General features: G+C 63.2%; 12 protein-coding genes. 10 read left to right on the top strand and 2 right to left on the bottom strand.

The window, feature by feature from the left end:
* Positions 1-24 precede the first annotated feature (24 nt).
* The 3 genes from ABRP30_RS05320 (at position 25) to ABRP30_RS05310 (ending at position 4,545) form a co-directional block, all read left to right on the top strand.
* Positions 25-3,162, top strand: coding sequence for a transglycosylase domain-containing protein (locus ABRP30_RS05320; protein WP_267821370.1), 3,138 nt, complete (start codon positions 25-27; stop codon positions 3,160-3,162).
* Positions 3,163-3,251: 89 nt separating this feature from the next.
* Positions 3,252-3,794: a PadR family transcriptional regulator gene (locus ABRP30_RS05315; RefSeq protein ID WP_267821368.1), complete on the top strand. Its 543-nt coding sequence runs from the start codon at positions 3,252-3,254 to the stop codon at positions 3,792-3,794.
* Positions 3,787-4,545, top strand: coding sequence for a siderophore-interacting protein (locus tag ABRP30_RS05310; RefSeq protein WP_267821366.1), 759 nt, complete (start codon positions 3,787-3,789; stop codon positions 4,543-4,545). Before ABRP30_RS05315 ends, ABRP30_RS05310 begins: the two co-directional genes overlap by 8 nt.
* A 9-nt stretch (positions 4,546-4,554) precedes the next feature.
* Here the strand turns inward: ABRP30_RS05310 and ABRP30_RS05305 are convergent, their stop codons facing one another.
* Both ABRP30_RS05305 and ABRP30_RS05300 read right to left on the bottom strand, forming a co-directional pair.
* The gene (locus ABRP30_RS05305; RefSeq protein ID WP_349976214.1) at positions 4,555-5,235 is read right to left on the bottom strand and encodes a Pr6Pr family membrane protein; all 681 of its coding nucleotides are present in this window, start codon (positions 5,233-5,235) and stop codon (positions 4,555-4,557) included.
* Position 5,236: 1 nt separating this feature from the next.
* Positions 5,237-5,458 (bottom strand): VF530 family DNA-binding protein, encoded by a 222-nt coding sequence (locus ABRP30_RS05300; protein ID WP_012313003.1) that lies wholly within the window; start codon positions 5,456-5,458, stop codon positions 5,237-5,239.
* Positions 5,459-5,626: 168 nt separating this feature from the next.
* Between ABRP30_RS05300 and ABRP30_RS05295 the strand changes: the two genes are divergently transcribed.
* The 7 genes from ABRP30_RS05295 (at position 5,627) to cmoB (ending at position 16,624) form a co-directional block, all read left to right on the top strand.
* Positions 5,627-7,666 carry a TonB-dependent receptor gene (locus tag ABRP30_RS05295; RefSeq protein ID WP_267821361.1) on the top strand — a complete coding sequence of 680 codons (2,040 nt, stop codon included), beginning with the start codon at positions 5,627-5,629 and terminating at the stop codon, positions 7,664-7,666.
* Between the two features lie 215 nt (positions 7,667-7,881).
* A complete protein-coding gene (locus ABRP30_RS05290; RefSeq protein WP_267821359.1) occupies positions 7,882-9,228 on the top strand; it encodes a carbohydrate porin in 1,347 nt (448 codons plus the stop codon).
* Between the two features lie 28 nt (positions 9,229-9,256).
* Positions 9,257-11,668: a glucose/quinate/shikimate family membrane-bound PQQ-dependent dehydrogenase gene (locus ABRP30_RS05285; RefSeq protein ID WP_241804845.1), complete on the top strand. Its 2,412-nt coding sequence runs from the start codon at positions 9,257-9,259 to the stop codon at positions 11,666-11,668.
* 183 nt (positions 11,669-11,851) lie between these two features.
* Complete coding sequence (lon, locus tag ABRP30_RS05280; protein ID WP_267821357.1) at positions 11,852-14,278, top strand: endopeptidase La; 2,427 nt, start codon at positions 11,852-11,854, stop codon at positions 14,276-14,278.
* A gap of 167 nt (positions 14,279-14,445) precedes the next feature.
* On the top strand, positions 14,446-14,838 hold the full coding sequence (locus ABRP30_RS05275) for a protease inhibitor I42 family protein (protein ID WP_267821355.1): 393 nt from the start codon (positions 14,446-14,448) through the stop codon (positions 14,836-14,838).
* An 89-nt stretch (positions 14,839-14,927) separates the two neighbouring features.
* Entirely contained in the window at positions 14,928-15,671 is a 744-nt protein-coding gene (gene cmoA / locus ABRP30_RS05270) for a carboxy-S-adenosyl-L-methionine synthase CmoA (RefSeq protein ID WP_241804842.1), read from the top strand.
* Positions 15,668-16,624, top strand: coding sequence for a tRNA 5-methoxyuridine(34)/uridine 5-oxyacetic acid(34) synthase CmoB (gene cmoB / locus ABRP30_RS05265; RefSeq protein ID WP_267821353.1), 957 nt, complete (start codon positions 15,668-15,670; stop codon positions 16,622-16,624). The genes cmoA and cmoB overlap by 4 nt, the downstream gene beginning before the upstream one ends.
* The last annotated feature ends 140 nt before the right edge of the window (positions 16,625-16,764 follow it).

Raw genomic sequence — 16,764 nt, 5'->3', positions numbered from 1 at the left:
AAATACCTGGCCGGATTGAAGACTATGGGCGCACTGTGGCAATCGGAACCATCCAGAACGGAAGCACCCGAAACACCTCTGGCCGAGACGCCGCAGCCAAAGTCCCCACGTCAGCGTCGGCTTTGGTGGCGGCTGATCCTGCTGATCCTGCTGGTCGCGATCATCGCCATCGGCTTCGCCGCCTATGACGAGTTCCGTACATCCGACCTGCAGTCCCGCGAATTCAGCAAGCTGGCCAGCACCCTGACCTATTCGCTGCAGCCCGGCCCCAGCGATGCCATCGTCTACCCCGGCGAGGGGCCGTTCGACAAACGCCTGGGCTATAGCGCGCTGGGCGAGTTCCTGCCCCGGCTGCTCAAGCGCGACTACCTGATCAGCGAGCAGGTACGGTTTTCGCCTGCGTTGATGAATTACGTGGATCACGGCCTGTTCGCCCCCTACATCGAGAAAATCCAGGCCGGATTGTCGATCACCGATTGCCGCGGCGAGACGCTGTACCAGTACAACTACCCGCAATACCTGTACCCGAACTTCGCCGCAATCCCACCCGTGATGGTCAACAGCCTGCTGTTCATCGAAAACCGCGACCTGCTGGACCCGAAAGACCCGCAAAACAACCCGGCAGTCGATTGGCCGCGCTTCGCCAAGGCCGCCTACAGCCAGGTGGCCAAATACCTGGCCTTGCCCGGCCAGTCCGCCGGTGGCAGCACCCTGGCCACGCAGCTGGAAAAATACCGCCACTCACCGGACGGCCTGACTGTCTCCGGTGCCGAGAAGATCCGCCAGATGATTTCCGCCAGCGTCCGTGCCTATCAGGGCGGGCCTGATACCACCGAAGCCCGCCAGCGCATCGTGCGCGACTACCTCAACAGCGTGCCGCTGTCGGCGGTGCCCGGCCATGGCGAAGTGCATGGCATGGCCGAAGGCCTGCGTGTCTGGTACGGCGCCGATTTCGACCAGGTCAACCAGGCCCTCACCTCGAGCGCAACAGACCCCGACAGCATGGCCGCACGCGGCTTGGCCCTGCGTCAGGTACTGTCGCTGATGATTGCCCAGCGCCGCCCCTCGCATTACCTGACCAAGGGCCGCGTCGAGCTGGCCGAACTCACCGATTCGCACATCCGCGTGCTCGCTGCCAACGGCATCATCGATCGCGCCCTGGCCGACGCAGCCTTGGCCAGCAAGGCGCTGTACCGGGACTGGGTGGCACAGCCAACCATCGTTCCGATCATCACCAACAAAGGCATCAGCCTGGCCCGGAACCGCCTGTCAGGCATGCTCAACCGCCCGCTGTATGACCTCGACCGCCTCGACCTCTCGGCAACGAGCACCTTGCAGGCCGACCTTCAGCTACAGGTCAGCCAGTACCTGAAGAACCTCTCCGACCCTGAATTCGCGGCGCAGATTGGCCTGATCGGCGAGCGCCTGCTCACCACCAAGACCACCGACCAGGTGCGCTACAGCTTCACCTTGTTCGAGCGCACTGCCGATGGCTCACGGGTGCGGGTGCAGACTGACAGCACCGACCAGCCCTTCGACATCAACGAAGGCAGCAAACTTGAGCTGGGCTCGACGGCCAAGCTGCGAGTGCTGACCACCTACCTGCAGATAATCGCCGAGTTGCACGACAAGTACGCCGGCATGCCAGCCGCCGAATTGAAGAAGGTCGAGGTCGCCGAACTCGATCGCATCAGCCAATGGTCGCTGGAATGGCTGGCGCAGAACAGCAAGAACCAGAGCCTGGATGCCATGCTCGACGCGGCGCTGGAGCGCAAGTACTCGGCCAACACCGGCGAAGCGTTCTTCACCGGCGGCGGCATGCACGTGTTCAACAACTTCCGCAAGGAGGACAACAGCCGCAACCCGACGCTCAAGGAAGCCCTGCGCGAGTCGATCAACCTGCCCTTCATTCGCCTGATGCGCGACCTGGTGCGCTACGTGACCTACCAACAGCCATTCAACCGCGTGCCACTGCTCAAGGACGATTCGGACCCGCGCCGCCAGGAATACCTGGCACGCTTCGCCGACAAGGAAGGCACCAGCTACCTGATGCGCTTCTGGCGCAAGTACCAGCGCAAAACCTCGCAGCAACGCCTGGATACCTTCCTCGACAGCATGCGCGTCACACCGCAGCGCCTGGCCGCAGTGCACCGCTATCTGTTCCCGGCAGCGGGCCAGGAAACATTCAATGCTTTCGTGCGCGCGCACCTCAAGGAAGACAAGCGTGCCCTGAGCAAACTTACCGATGGCCGCCTGGCAGAGATGTACGAGGCCTACGGCCCAGGCAAATATGACCTGCCCGACCAAGGCTACATCGCCAAGGTTCACCCGCTGGACCTGTGGCTGCTCGGCTACCTGCTGAAGAACCCTAGCGCCTCAATCACAGAGATGGTCAACGCCAGCCGCTTCGAGCGTCAGGAAGTCTATGGCTGGCTGTTCAAGAGCCGCCATCAGGGTGCCCGCGACAGCCGTATCCGCACCATGGTGGAAATCGAAGCCTTCCTCGATATTCACCGGCGCTGGAAGGGCGTGGGTTATCCGTTCGATCACCTGGTGCCGTCGCTGGCCACCGCCATCGGCAGCTCCGGCGACCGGCCGGCGGCGCTTTCCGAGCTGGTCGGCATCATTCAGAACGACGGTGTGCGCCTGCCCACACTGCGCATCGATACGCTGCACTTCGCCGCCGATACGCCTTATGAAACCAAGCTGAGCAGCGACCCCGACCGTGGCCAGCGAATTCTCCCCGTGGAAGTCGCCCGGGCACTCAAGGGTGCCATGTCGCAAGTGGTCGACGCAGGCACGGCGCGGCGTATTTCCGGCAGCTTCAAGCTGCATGACGGCACCCCGCTGGTGATGGGCGGCAAGACCGGCACCGGCGACAACCGCATCGAAAGCTTCGGCGCCGGTGGGCGGTTGATCGGCTCGCGTTCGCTGAACCGCACCGCCACGTTCGTCTTCTTCCTCGGTGACAACCACTTCGGCACGCTGACCGCATTCGTGCCCGGGCGCTCCGCGGAGGCGTTCAAGTTCACCTCGGCGCTGCCGGTGCAGGTGCTCAAGGGCATGGCGCCGATCCTCATGCCCTACCTTGAGCCTGGCAATCCGAACGCGTGCAAACCACCGAAGATTGCGATGCTCCCGAGTAACCCATCTAATATTTGAATGATAACCATCGGCATTTGACCGCTTGTGTTTAGATATATCTTGAGTAATATCTTGCGATATATCTAAACACACGGAGCCTCGCTGCCATGCGTGAACATTCCGCCCACGACCCTTTCGAGCGCCGGCCCGGCCGGGGTGAACGCGGCCCACGGGTATTCGCCCCCGGCGACCTGAAGCTGTTGATGCTGTCGCTGCTGGCCGAGCAACCTGGGCACGGCTATGACCTGATCCGCCAGATCGAGAACTTGTTCGACGGCAGCTACACGCCCAGCCCCGGGGTCATCTACCCCACCCTCAACTTTCTCGAGGAAGCGGAGCTGATCTGCGGCCAGGTGCAAGGCAGCAAACGCCTCTACGCCATTACCCCGGCCGGAAGCGCAGCCCTGGCTGACCAGGCCGTGGCGCTGGACGGCGTGCGCATGCGCATCGAAGTCGGCAAGCGCGCCCTGCGTGGTCACGACCGCCCACCAGAAATTCACGAAGCCGTCGGCAACCTGCGCCACGCCCTGCACATGCACAGCGGCCGCTGGACACCGGAAGAAATCGAGCGGGTCCGCGCCCTGCTCAACGACACTGCCAAGGCCATCGCCGACGGGCCGGCCCCTGCTACGGAGAACCTCCATGAGTGACACCATCCACCGCGTCAATCACGAAATCCGCCAGCGTCGCCTGCAGGTGCTGCGGGTCACCGACCTCACCCCGCGCATGCGCCGCATCACCCTCACCGGCCCCGAGCTGCAAGGCTTCACCAGCCTGGGCAGTGACGACCATATCAAGCTGCTGTTCGCCGAAAACACCGAACAACAGCAGGCCATCGACGCCCGCAACATGGGCCGCGACGGCGGAGCGCGGCCCACGATGCGTGAGTACACGCCGCGGCGCATCGACCTGGCCAACCAGGAACTGGACATCGATTTCGTCCTGCACGGCGATGGCCCTGCCTCCACCTGGGCCGCACAGGCTGAACCGGGGCAGACGCTGAACATTGCCGGGCCACGGGCGTCGATGGTGGTCCCGGATATCTTCGACAGCTACCTGCTCATTGGTGACGAAACAGCGATTCCGGCCATCGGCCGTCGCCTTGAAGAACTGCCGGCAGGCCGGCGGGTACTGGCGATCATCCAGATCGAAGATGAGCAGGAGCGCCAAGCGCTGCCGAGCAAGGCTGAGGTTGAAGTGATCTGGGTGAAGCGGGATGAGGATCTACTCGCGCTGGTGCAGGGGTTGAGCCTGCCTGAGGGCAAGCTGTACAGCTGGGTGGCACTGGAGAAAGCGCTGACCCGGCAGGCCAAGGCGCTGCTGCTGGAGAAGGGTGCCCCCGAAGATGCCCTCAAAGCGGCTGCCTATTGGCGGGCAGAAGGCACAGCGGACGACGAGTGACCTGTGGTGTCAGGCCCGGTCCTTTCGCGGTTTCACCCGCGAAGGGGCCTGCACCGGCCTGGCAAGCCAGCGCCCGCGCCAACAATCGAGCCCGAGCAGTACCAGTGCAATGGCCCAAAACCCGGCCAGCACGCCCAGAGCATTGAGCATGACCTGCCCGTAGCCAAGGCTTGCAACGTCTATGAACGGATACGGGTACACCCCGATCTCACTCCCCCGCCACAGTGCATAGCCAAAGTACACCGCCGGGTACAGCGCCCACGGCCCCAGGTGCCAGAGCCGCAAATGCCCCTTGGGCACGGCGAACCACCAGTACACAACGTAAAGCGCCGGCATCACATCGTGCAGCAGTTCGTCCGCCAGCCATTGCCAACCCTGGGGTTGCCACAGGTGCCGCAGCAGCACGCTGTAGGCCAGCGCCACCAGCACGATGCTGGCGGCCACAGCGGAACTTACCGAAGGTGAAAGGAAGAAGCGCTTGGCGCGCGATTCCCGCCCGAACGCCGCATAGCTGAGCACCGTCGCTACCAGGGTATTGGTCAACACCGTGAAATAGCCGAACACATTGATCAGCCCGCCGATCAGGCTCGCCGCTTCCTGCCAGCGCGCCAGCAGCACCAGGTAGACCTGCACAGCGAGGCCCAACCAGCCAAGCACTGCGGCCAGGGTCAGCCAGAGATGACGCGGCATCTCAGGCGTTGCGCTGCAGTTTCACGTACAGCTGCTCGACCTTCTCCCGGGCCCAGGGCGTCTTGCGCAGGAAGGTCAGGCTCGACTTGATGCTCGGGTCGCTCTTGAAGCAGCGCACATCCACGCGCTCGGCCAGGCCCTGCCATTGGTAGTGCGCCACCAGCTCAGTGAGGATCTGCTCGAGGGTCTTGCCGTGCAGCGCATTGTGGTTGGCCGTGCTCATGCCAGTACTCCCGCGGATAAAAAGATGCGCACATTACACGAGTGTAGTGATGAAGGGGACGCAGCACCGCCATTACAAAAACCACTGGCAAGCGGTGAAACCTCTGTGCTGAAATAGGTACGTTATATAGTAACAATATATTGCCTCTGCCAAGGACCGCTACTTCCCATGTTGTGCTCTCCCCTACGCCTCTCTCCGCTCGCCGTTGCGCTTTTGCTCGCCTCATCACCCAGCCAGGCTGTTGAGCTCGATCCCCAGGTCATCACTGCCAACCCTCTGGGTAACCGCGAACTGGCTGCTCCCACCACCGTGCTCGAAGGCGACGACCTGCTGCAGCAGCAGCACGGAAGTTTGGGCGAAACCCTCAACAAACAGCCCGGCGTCGCCTCCACCTGGTTTGGCCCAGGCGCCAGCCGCCCGGTGATTCGCGGCCTGGACGGTGACCGTATCCGCATCCTGCGCAACGGCGTCGGCGCCCTCGACGCTTCGGCATTGTCTTACGACCATGCCGTGCCACTGGACCCGGTCACCGTCGAGCGCGTCGAAATCGTCCGGGGCCCCGCCGCCCTGCTCTACGGCGGCAACGCCATCGGTGGGGTGGTCAATACCTTCGACAACCGCATCCCCGATGCGCCCATCGAGGGTATTCACGGTGCCGGCGAACTACGCTACGGCGGTGCCGATACCACGCGCAGCAGTGCCGGCAAACTGGAAGCCGGTGACGGCACCTTCGCCCTGCACCTGGATGCCAACAGCCGGCAGTTCAACGACCTGCGCATCCCGGGCTACGCCCGCAGTTCCAAGGTGCGTGACGCTGACGAGCCCGGCAGCAAGCACCGCCTGGAAAACAGCGACGGTCGCCAGGATGGCGGCGCAGTGGGCGGGGCCTACCACTGGGATCACGGCTATGCGGGCCTGTCCTACAGCCGCTACGACAGTAACTACGGCTCAGTGGCCGAGTCCGGCGTGCGCCTGGACATGAAGCAGGATCACTACGGCTTCGCCTCGGAACTGCGTGACCTCGAGGGCCCCTTCAGCTCGGTCAAGCTCGATGCCGGTTACACCGATTACGAGCACAGCGAAATCGAAGAAGGCGAAGTGCACACCACCTTCAAGAACAAGGGCTATGAGGCGCGGATCGAGGCCAGGCACCAACCGATCGGCCCTGTGGAAGGCGTGATCGGTGCCCAGGTCAGTCGCAACGAATTCTCGGCACTGGGTGAAGAAGCCTTCGTGCCGCACACCGATACCGATAGCCTGGCGTTGTTCATGCTCGAGCAATGGCAGGCCACCGAACGGCTCAACCTGAGCCTGGGTGCACGCCTGGAACACACCCGCGTCGACCCGGATGCCAAAGGCAATGAAAACTTCGTCGATGCCGACAGCGCCAGCAGCTTCAATGCCCTGAGCCTGTCGTCGGGGGCGGTGTATCAACTCGACCCGGTCTGGGCGCTCGCTGCAAACGTTGGTTACACCGAGCGGGCCCCGACCTTCTACGAGCTTTACGCAAACGGCGCCCACGTCGCCACCGGGGCTTATGAAGTCGGTGACGCCAGCCTGAACAAGGAAAAAGCCCTCTCCGCCGACCTGGCGCTGCGCTTCGACAATGGCACCCACAAGGGCAGCGTCGGGGTGTTCTACAGCCACTTTCGCAACTACATCGGCCTGATTGGCACGGGCACCCTGCGCGAGGGCCATGACCACGACGATGGCGACGACGACCATGATCACGACGATGGCGGCTTCCCTGAGTATCAGTACCAGGGCGTACGGGCGCGCTTCTACGGGGTCGAAGCCCAGGACCGCTGGCAGTTGGTCGAAAACCGCTACGGCAGTTTCGCCCTGGAGCTGTCGGGCGACTATACCCGCGCCAAGAACCTCGACAGCGGTGAGCCGCTGCCGCGCATCGCACCGTTGCGCCTGAACAGCGCACTGGTCTGGGAGCGGGACCGCTGGCAGGCGCGTGTGGATATGCAGCATGCCGCGTCGCAGCATCGCAAGCCGGCGAACGAGACCAGCACCGAGGGTTACACCACCCTGGGCGCGAGTGTCGGCTATCGCTTCGATATCGGCCAGAGCCAGTGGCTGGCGTTCGTGCGCGGTGAAAACCTGACGGATCAGACCGTGCGTTACGCCAGTTCGATTCTGCGCGATATCGCGCCGGCGCCGGGGCGCAGCGTCGAAGTGGGCCTGCGTACAACCTTCTGACCACCTAGGGGCGCGCTGCGCCCCTTTCCCTCACTGTTACCGCTGCGGCAATAATCCACTGCGACAATTTGTCTTTTTTTCTTACAAGTTCCCCTATATCCTCCCCGCCGCAAGCTGAATCGCTTCACTTACCTCACCTGTCGCCATTTCCATCGAAGAGTTCGCTCATCGGTGCGCTTGCCGTTTTTTCGACAATCAAAAGATAGCGCTATCTCATGTTCTCACTGCCCAATATTCGCTACACCGGCACCGCTCTGCTTGCCTTGACCGCCTGTTTTACGTCCACCACCAGCGCCAGTGAAATGTTCGCCAGCGACTCGCCATGGATGCTGGGTGACTGGGGCGGCACCCGCAGCGAACTGCTGGAAAAAGGCTACGACTTCAACCTCGGCTACACCGGCGAGATGGGCAGCAACCTGCACGGCGGCTACGACCATGATCGCACCGCGCGTTACAGCGACCAGTTCACCTTTGGCAGCCACCTGGACCTGGAAAAGATCCTCGGCTGGCAAGACACCGAACTGCAGCTGACCATCACCGAACGCCACGGGGACAACATCAGCAACGACCGCATCAACGACCCGCGGGTCGGCGGCTTCACTTCAGCCCAGGAAGTCTGGGGCCGCGGTGAAACCTGGCGGCTGACCCAGATGTGGATCAGGCAGAAATACTTCGATGGCGCCCTGGACGTGAAATTCGGCCGCTTCGGTGAAGGCGAGGACTTCAACAGCTTCCCGTGCGACTTCCAGAACCTGGCCTTCTGCGGCTCGCAGGTGGGCAACTGGGTTGGCGGCATCTGGTACAACTGGCCCGTCAGCCAGTGGGCGCTGCGCGTGCGCTACAACATCAACGACGCGCTCTACGCTCAGGTCGGCGTGTTCGAACAAAACCCCTCCAACCTGGAATCCGGCAACGGTTTCAAACTCAGCGGCAGCGGTACCCAGGGTGCCGTAATGCCGATCGAACTGGTGTGGAGCCCGCGGGTCAATGGCCTGAAAGGGGAATATCGCGCCGGGTACTACTACAGTAATGCCAAGGCACAGGATGTTCTGAAGGACAGCGACGGCCGGCCGGCCGCCATCAGTGGCGCCACCTACCGCAGCAGTTCGAGCAAGCACGGCCTGTGGATCGGTGCCCAGCAGCAGGTTACCTCGCTGGCCACTGACCAGTCGCGCGGCCTGAGCCTGTTCGCCAATGCCACAGTGCACGACAAGAAGACCAATGCCATCGACAACTATGTGCAGACAGGACTGGTATACAAGGGCCCCTTCGATGCCCGCGCCAAGGACGACATCGGTTTCGCCCTCGCCCGCGTGCACGTCAACCCCGCCTACCGCAAGAACGCCCGCCTGGCCAACCAGGCAGCCGGCCTTTACGACTACGACAATCCCGGTTACCTGCCCGTGCAGGACACCGAGTACAGCGCTGAACTCTATTACGGCATTCACTTGGCCGACTGGCTCACGGTGCGCCCGAACCTGCAGTACATCCGCCATCCGGGCGGGGTGTCGCAGGTGGACGATGCCCTGATCGGCGGCCTGAAGATCCAAAGCACTTTCTGACAACCCTTCACCTAACGGAGAACATACGATGAGCACTGACGGTGCCAAGAATGGAAGCCGCTGGCTACCGCGCCTGATAGGCGTACTGCTGCTATTGATGGGCCTGGCGTTGCTGGCGGGCGGTATCAAGCTCAGCCAGCTCGGCGGGTCGCTGTATTACCTGATCGCCGGTATCGGCTTCGCCGTGGCGGGCGCACTACTGCTGGCTCAGCGCCGGCTTGCCCTGGGCCTGTACGGCCTGGTGCTGCTGGGCAGCACGGCCTGGGCACTGCTGGAGGTGGGCCTGGACTGGTGGCAACTGGTGCCACGCCTGGCCATCTGGTTCGCCATCGGCGTTGTGCTGCTGCTGCCTTGGGCACGCCGCCCGCTGACCGGGCCGGGCAACAAGGCCAATACCGCCCTGCTCAGCGTTGCCGTGCTCGCCTCGGGCGCTTGCGCGCTGGGCAGCCAGTTCACCCACCCGGGTGAAGTGTTTGGCGAACTGGGCCGCGACAACAGCGAAATGGGCAGTGCCGCCCCCGCGATGCCCGACGGCGACTGGCAAGCCTATGGCCGCACCGAGCATGGTGACCGTTATTCGCCGCTGCGCCAGATCACCCCGCAAAATGCCTACCGCCTGGAAGAAGCCTGGCGCATCCGCACCGGTGACCTGCCAACGGACAACGACCCGGTCGAGTTGACCAACGAAAACACGCCGCTGAAGGCCAACGGCATGCTGTACGCCTGCACCGCCCACAGCAAGGTACTAGCCCTGGACCCGGACACCGGCGCCGAGATCTGGCGCTACGACCCGCAGATCAAGAGCCCGGTGGGCACCTTCAAGGGCTTCGCCCACATGACTTGCCGCGGCGTTTCGTATTATGACGAGAACAACTACGTCAGCCGCGATGGCAGCCCGGCGCCGAAAGTCTCCGACGCAGGCCAGGCTGTCGCTCAAGCCTGCCCGCGCCGCCTCTACCTGCCGACGGCCGACGCCCGCCTGATCGCCATCAATGCCGACAATGGCAAAGTCTGCGAAGGCTTCGCCAACCAGGGCGCGATCGACCTGACTACCGGTATCGGGCCGTTCACTGCCGGCGGTTATTACTCCACCTCGCCGGTGGCGATCACCCGCAGCCTGGTGATCATCGGCGGCCATGTCACCGACAACGAGTCGACCAACGAGCCCTCCGGCGTGATCCGCGCCTACGACGTGCACGATGGTCGCCTGGTCTGGAACTGGGACAGCAACAACCCCGAAGACACCCAGCCACTGGCCCCGGGCAAGACCTACAGCCGCAACTCGGCCAACATGTGGTCGCTGGCCAGCGTCGATGAAGACCTGGGCATGGTCTACCTGCCGCTGGGCAACCAGACACCCGACCAGTATGGCGCCAACCGCACCCCGGGTGCAGAGAAGTACAGCGCTGGCGTGGTGGCCCTGGACCTTGCCACCGGCAAGGCGCGCTGGAACTACCAGTTCACTCACCACGACCTGTGGGACATGGACGTCGGCAGCCAGCCAACCTTGGTTCACCTGAAGACCAAGGAAGGCGTCAAGCCCGCGATCATCGTACCGACCAAGCAGGGCAGCCTGTACGTGCTCGACCGTCGTGATGGAACCCCCATCGTGCCGATCCGTGAGATCCCGGTACCGCAAGGTGCGGTCAAGGGTGACCACACTGCACCGACCCAGGCCCGCTCCGACCTCAACCTGCTGGGCCCGGACCTGACTGAACAGGCCATGTGGGGCGCCACGCCGTTCGATCAGATGCTATGCCGTATCCAGTTCCGTGAACTGCGCTACGAGGGCCAGTACACGCCACCGTCCGAGCAAGGCTCGTTGGTATACCCAGGCAACGTCGGCGTGTTCAACTGGGGCAGCGTCTCGGTCGACCCGGTGCGCCAACTGCTGTTCACCTCGCCGAACTACATGGCCTTCGTGTCGAAGATGGTGCCGCGCGAACAGGTTGCCGCCGGCAGCAAGCGCGAAAGTGAAACCAGCGGCGTGCAGCCCAACACTGGCGCGCCTTACGCCGTGATCATGCACCCGTTCATGTCGCCGCTGGGCGTTCCGTGCCAGGCGCCGGCCTGGGGTTACGTGGCAGCCATCGATCTGTTCACCAACAAGGTGGTGTGGAAGCGCAAGAACGGCACCACCCGTGACAGCACGCCGATTCCGATCGGCCTGCCGGTGGGTGTACCGAGCATGGGTGGCTCGATCGTCACTGCCGGTGGTGTGGGCTTCCTCAGCGGCACGCTGGACCAGTACCTGCGTGCGTATGACGTGAACAATGGCAAGGAGCTGTGGAAAGCCCGTCTGCCAGCGGGTGGCCAGGCCACGCCGATGACGTACACCGGCAAGGACGGCAAGCAGTATGTGCTGATCGTCGCCGGCGGCCACGGTTCCCTGGGCACCAAAATGGGCGATTACATCATCGCTTACAAACTCGCCGAGTAAGCGGCAAGCTACAAGCTGCAAGCTACAAGCTACAAGCTACAAGCTACAAGCTACAAGCAAGAGCGGGGCCTGCGCGGTCCCGCTTTTTTCTTGCAGCTTGAAGCTTGAAGCTTGAAGCTTGAAGCTTGAAACCCATGAGCCAGCGCCCCATCTAAGCACCATAGCCATTCACGCAGGTGCCCCATGAGCGACCAGCAGGATTTTCCGGAACAACCCGACGAAAACAGCGAAATTGAACACCTTGAGGGTCAGGCCCAAAGCGCGCCTGGCCACGCACTTGCCCTGCCCGGCCAGCAATTGCCAGACAAGGTCTACGTGATTCCGATTCACAACCGCCCGTTCTTCCCCGCACAAGTACTGCCGGTCATCGTCAACGAAGAACCCTGGGCCGAAACCCTCGATCTGGTGGCCAAGACACCGGATCACTGCCTCGCCCTGTTCTTCATGGACACCCCGCCCGAAGATCACCGCCATTTCGACACCGCGGCCTTGCCCGAGTACGGCACCCTGGTCAAGGTGCACCATGCCAGCCGCGAAAACGGCAAACTGCAGTTCGTCGCCCAGGGCCTGACTCGCGTGCGCATCCGCACCTGGCTCAAGCACCATCGCCCGCCTTATCTGGTCGAAGTCGAATACCCACGCCAGCCAAGCGAGCCGACCGACGAGGTCAAGGCCTACGGTATGGCCCTGATCAACGCGATCAAGGAACTGCTGCCGCTCAACCCGCTGTACAGCGAAGAGCTGAAGAACTACCTCAACCGCTTCAGCCCCAACGACCCATCGCCTCTTACCGACTTTGCCGCCGCACTCACTTCCGCCACCGGCAACCAGTTGCAGGAAGTGCTCGATTGCGTGCCCATGCTCAAACGCATGGAAAAGGTCTTGCCGATGCTGCGCAAAGAGGTCGAGGTCGCACGCCTGCAGAATGAGATTTCGGCCGAGGTCAACCGGCAGATCGGCGAGCACCAGCGCGAATTCTTCCTCAAGGAACAGCTCAAGGTCATCCAGCAAGAGCTTGGCCTGACCAAGGACGACCGCAGTGCCGACCTCGAACAGTTCCAACAGCGCCTGCAAGGCAAGACCCTGCCAGAGCAGGCCAAAAAGCGCATCGATGAAGAAATGGCCAAGCTGGCCATCCTTGAAACCGGCTCCCCCGAGTACGCCGTCACCCGCAACTACCTTGATTGGGCCAGTGCCCTGCCCTGGGGCGTGTACGGCAAGGACAAGCTCGACCTCAAGCATGCGCGCAAGGTGCTCGACCAGCATCACGCGGGCCTCGATGACATCAAGGAACGCATTCTGGAGTTCCTCGCCGTGGGCGCCTGGAAGGGCGAGATCAGTGGTTCGATCGTCCTGCTGGTGGGCCCGCCTGGCGTGGGCAAGACCAGCGTCGGCAAATCCATCGCCGAATCGCTCGGCCGCCCGTTCTACCGGTTCAGTGTCGGCGGCATGCGCGACGAGGCCGAGATCAAGGGGCACCGGCGCACCTACATCGGCGCCCAGCCAGGCAAGCTGGTGCAGGCGCTGAAAGATGTCGAGGTGATGAACCCGGTAATCATGCTCGACGAAATCGACAAGATGGGCCAGAGCTATCAGGGCGACCCGGCCTCGGCGCTGCTCGAAACCCTGGACCCAGAACAGAATGTCGACTTCCTCGACCATTACCTGGACCTGCGCCTGGACCTGTCCAAGGTGTTGTTCGTGTGTACCGCCAACACGCTGGACTCGATCCCCGGCCCACTGCTCGACCGTATGGAAGTGATCCGCCTGTCCGGCTACATCACCGAAGAGAAGCTGGCCATCGCCAAGCGCCACCTTTGGCCCAAACAGCTGGAAAAGGCCGGCGTGGCCAAGACCAGCCTGACCATCAGCGATAGCGCCCTGCGCGCCGTGATCGAGGGCTATGCCCGCGAAGCCGGCGTTCGCCAGCTGGAAAAACAGCTGGGCAAACTGGTGCGCAAGGCGGTGATCAAGCTCTTGGATGCCCCGGATGCCAAGCTCAAGATCGGCACCAAGGACCTGGAGGCCGCACTCGGCATACCGGTGTTCCGCAGTGAGCAGGTGCTGGCAGGCAAAGGCGTGATTACCGGCCTTGCCTGGACCAGCATGGGTGGCGCGACACTGCCGATCGAGGCGACCCGCATCCACACGCTCAATCGCGGCTTCAAGCTCACCGGCAAGCTGGGTGATGTGATGAAGGAGTCTGCCGAGATCGCCTACAGCTACGTCAGCTCCAACCTCAAGCAATTCGGCGGCGATCCGGCGTTCTTCAACGAAGCCTTCGTTCACCTGCACGTGCCGGAAGGTGCCACGCCCAAGGATGGCCCGAGCGCCGGTATCACCATGGCCAGCGCACTGCTCTCGCTGGCCCGTGACCAGGCACCGAAAAAAGGTGTGGCCATGACCGGCGAGCTGACCCTCACCGGCCAGGTCCTGCCGATTGGTGGCGTACGCGAAAAGGTCATCGCGGCGCGGCGGCAGAAGATCTTCGAACTGATCCTGCCCGAGCCCAACCGCGGGGATTTCGAAGAATTGCCTGACTACCTGCGTGAAGGGCTGACCGTGCACTTCGCCAAGCGCTTTGCCGACGTGGCCAAAGTGCTGTTCTGACCCGCGACGGCCCCATCGCCTGCAAGGCCACCCCCGGTATTCCAATTGTTTGTGGTTCAGTGGAGTACCGGTGGGGGCCGGCGTGCAGGCGGTGAGGCCGGCACTGACAACACAAAACCCCTCTCTGTTCGGTTATCCTCAGGCCTTCGCCAGCCTCTGGAGCCACCATGACTGCCCCTCGTCTGCTCGTTCCCCTGAGCCTTGCCCTGCTCACCGCCTGCGCCCAGCAGCCCAGGCACACGGTCGAACTTGACGCTGAAAGTGAATGCCCCCAGCGCCTCAAGATCGGCCAGCCACTCACCCTGACCCTGCCCAGTAATCCCTCCACCGGCTACCGCTGGCTGGTGCAGAACCCGGCTTCGAACATCTTGCGCAGCCTCGGCCCCGAGGTTTACAGCGCGCCCGAGGACGCCGGCATCGTCGGCAGCGCGGGCTTATCCACCTGGCGCTTCGAAGCCCGCGCCGCCGGCGAAGGCCATCTGGTGCTGGTCTATCAGCAGCCCTGGGCCCCGGAAGTTCGGCCGGTGCAGACCTTCGATTGCGCGGTGCGGGTCGACTGAACGCACAGCGCTGGTCAGCCGACCATGCATCCTTGGCACGGTTTGGCTAGAATGCCGGCCCTGCCAATCGTCAGCCGCCTGGATTCACCGTGAGCAAACAACCCGACCGCCTTTTCTCCCAGCCTCTGGAGCAAGTTCCCGACTTCGTGTTCAACGAAGACGTGGTGCGTGTGTTCCCGGACATGATCAAGCGCTCGGTGCCCGGTTACCCGACCATCGTCGAGAACCTTGGTGTGCTGGCCGCGCGCTTCGCCCAGCCTGATACCGCCCTGTATGACCTCGGCGCATCGCTGGGCGCCGTTACCCAGGCGCTGCGCCGCCATGTGCGCAGCGAGGGCTGCCGGGTCATCGCCGTGGACAACTCCGCCGCCATGGTCGAGCGCTGCCGCCAGTACCTCACCGCGCAAGACTCGATGTTCCAGGAACTGCTGCCGGTTCAGGTACTGGAGGCCGACATACTGGCCCTGCCCTTCGAGCCCGCCTCGGTCGTAGCGATGAACTTCACCCTGCAGTTCATCGCCCCGGAACAGCGCCTGGCGTTGCTTGGCCGCATACGTCAGGCATTGCTGCCCGGTGGCGCACTGATCCTCTCGGAAAAGCTGCGTTTCGCCGATGACCAAGAGCAGGATCTGCTCAATGAACTGCACCTGGACTTCAAACGTGCCAATGGCTACAGCGAACTGGAAATCGCCCAGAAGCGCAGCGCCATCGAGAACGTGATGAAGCCCGACACCCTGCACACCCACACCGAGCGCCTGCACGCGGCAGGCTTCAGCAAGGTGGTGCCGTGGTTCCAATGCCTTAATTTCGCCTCGCTGATAGCCCTGCCATGATCGATCTGTCCCCTCTCGTCCGCCGCCTGGCGGGCACCCCACTGGCTTGTTGGTCGCAAGGCCTGCAAGCACAACTTCAAGCCAAGCTGGAGAAAGGCCACGGCGATCTCGAGCGCTGGCGCGGTGCGCTGGACGCCCTGCCGGCACTGCTGCCAAGCGAAATCGACCTGGTCGACGGCCTGCGGCTGGACTGTGACTGCGACGATGCCACCCGCGCGCAGATGCGCCACGCCCTGATGGGCCTGTCGCCTTGGCGCAAAGGGCCGTTCGACCTGTTCGGCGTGCATGTCGACACGGAGTGGCGCTCGGACTGGAAGTGGTCGCGCGTGGCTCCGCACCTGAACCTGCAGGGCAAGCGTGTGCTCGATGTGGGTTGCGGCAACGGCTATTACCAATGGCGCATGCTCGGCGCAGGCGCCGACATGGTCATCGGCGTTGACCCCAATTGGCTGTTTTTCTGCCAGTTCCAGGCCGTGCAGCGGTACCTGCCCGACTTGCCGGCTTGGCACCTGCCGTTTGCGCTGGAAGAGCTGCCAGCCAACCTGGAAGGTTTCGACACGGTCTTTTCCATGGGGGTGTTCTACCATCGCCGCTCCCCCATCGAGCACCTGCTGGCGCTCAAGGACTGCCTGGTCAAAGGGGGTGAGCTGGTACTGGAGACGCTGGTGGTCGAGGGCGACGAGCAGCAGGTACTGGTGCCTGAAGACCGCTATGCGCAGATGCGCAACGTCTGGTACCTGCCATCGGTACCGGCGTTGGAGCGCTGGTTGCGCCGTGCGGGTTTCAGCGATGTGCGCTGTGTGGATGTCAGTGTGACCAGTGTCGAGGAGCAGCGCAGCACCGAGTGGATGCGCTACCAGTCGCTGGGGGACTTCCTCGACCCGCACGACCATAGCAAGACCATTGAGGGATTGCCCGCCCCACGCCGCGCCACGCTGTTGGCGCGCAAATGAAGGCTTTGCGCAGCGTCATGCCAGTCAGTTGCTAACCGCCCTATCGCCGGCAAGCCGGCTCCCACAGGTAGGGCGCAAACCTCAAGAACTGCGCTGTACCTGTAGGAGTTGGCTTGCCGGCGATGGGCCGCAGAGCGGCC

This window comes from Pseudomonas sp. WHRI 8519, assembly GCF_040224055.2.
In the GTDB taxonomy this organism is placed as follows: Bacteria; Pseudomonadota; Gammaproteobacteria; order Pseudomonadales; family Pseudomonadaceae; genus Aquipseudomonas; species Aquipseudomonas putida_X.
Note: the sequence above shows the minus strand (reverse complement) of the source record. Positions and strands in the feature narration are given on the sequence as shown.

Excerpts from the sequence above, each read along its gene's own strand:
- ABRP30_RS05320 (WP_267821370.1), top strand. The coding sequence starts at position 25 with ATGGGCGCACTGTGGCAATCGGAACCATCCAGAACGGAAGCACCCGAA.
- ABRP30_RS05315 (WP_267821368.1), top strand. The coding sequence starts at position 3,252 with ATGCGTGAACATTCCGCCCACGACCCTTTCGAGCGCCGGCCCGGCCGG.
- ABRP30_RS05310 (WP_267821366.1), top strand. The coding sequence starts at position 3,787 with ATGAGTGACACCATCCACCGCGTCAATCACGAAATCCGCCAGCGTCGC.
- ABRP30_RS05305 (WP_349976214.1), bottom strand. The coding sequence starts at position 5,235 with ATGCCGCGTCATCTCTGGCTGACCCTGGCCGCAGTGCTTGGCTGGTTG.
- ABRP30_RS05300 (WP_012313003.1), bottom strand. The coding sequence starts at position 5,458 with ATGAGCACGGCCAACCACAATGCGCTGCACGGCAAGACCCTCGAGCAG.
- ABRP30_RS05295 (WP_267821361.1), top strand. The coding sequence starts at position 5,627 with ATGTTGTGCTCTCCCCTACGCCTCTCTCCGCTCGCCGTTGCGCTTTTG.
- ABRP30_RS05290 (WP_267821359.1), top strand. The coding sequence starts at position 7,882 with ATGTTCTCACTGCCCAATATTCGCTACACCGGCACCGCTCTGCTTGCC.
- ABRP30_RS05285 (WP_241804845.1), top strand. The coding sequence starts at position 9,257 with ATGAGCACTGACGGTGCCAAGAATGGAAGCCGCTGGCTACCGCGCCTG.
- lon (WP_267821357.1), top strand. The coding sequence starts at position 11,852 with ATGAGCGACCAGCAGGATTTTCCGGAACAACCCGACGAAAACAGCGAA.
- ABRP30_RS05275 (WP_267821355.1), top strand. The coding sequence starts at position 14,446 with ATGACTGCCCCTCGTCTGCTCGTTCCCCTGAGCCTTGCCCTGCTCACC.
- cmoB (WP_267821353.1), top strand. The coding sequence starts at position 15,668 with ATGATCGATCTGTCCCCTCTCGTCCGCCGCCTGGCGGGCACCCCACTG.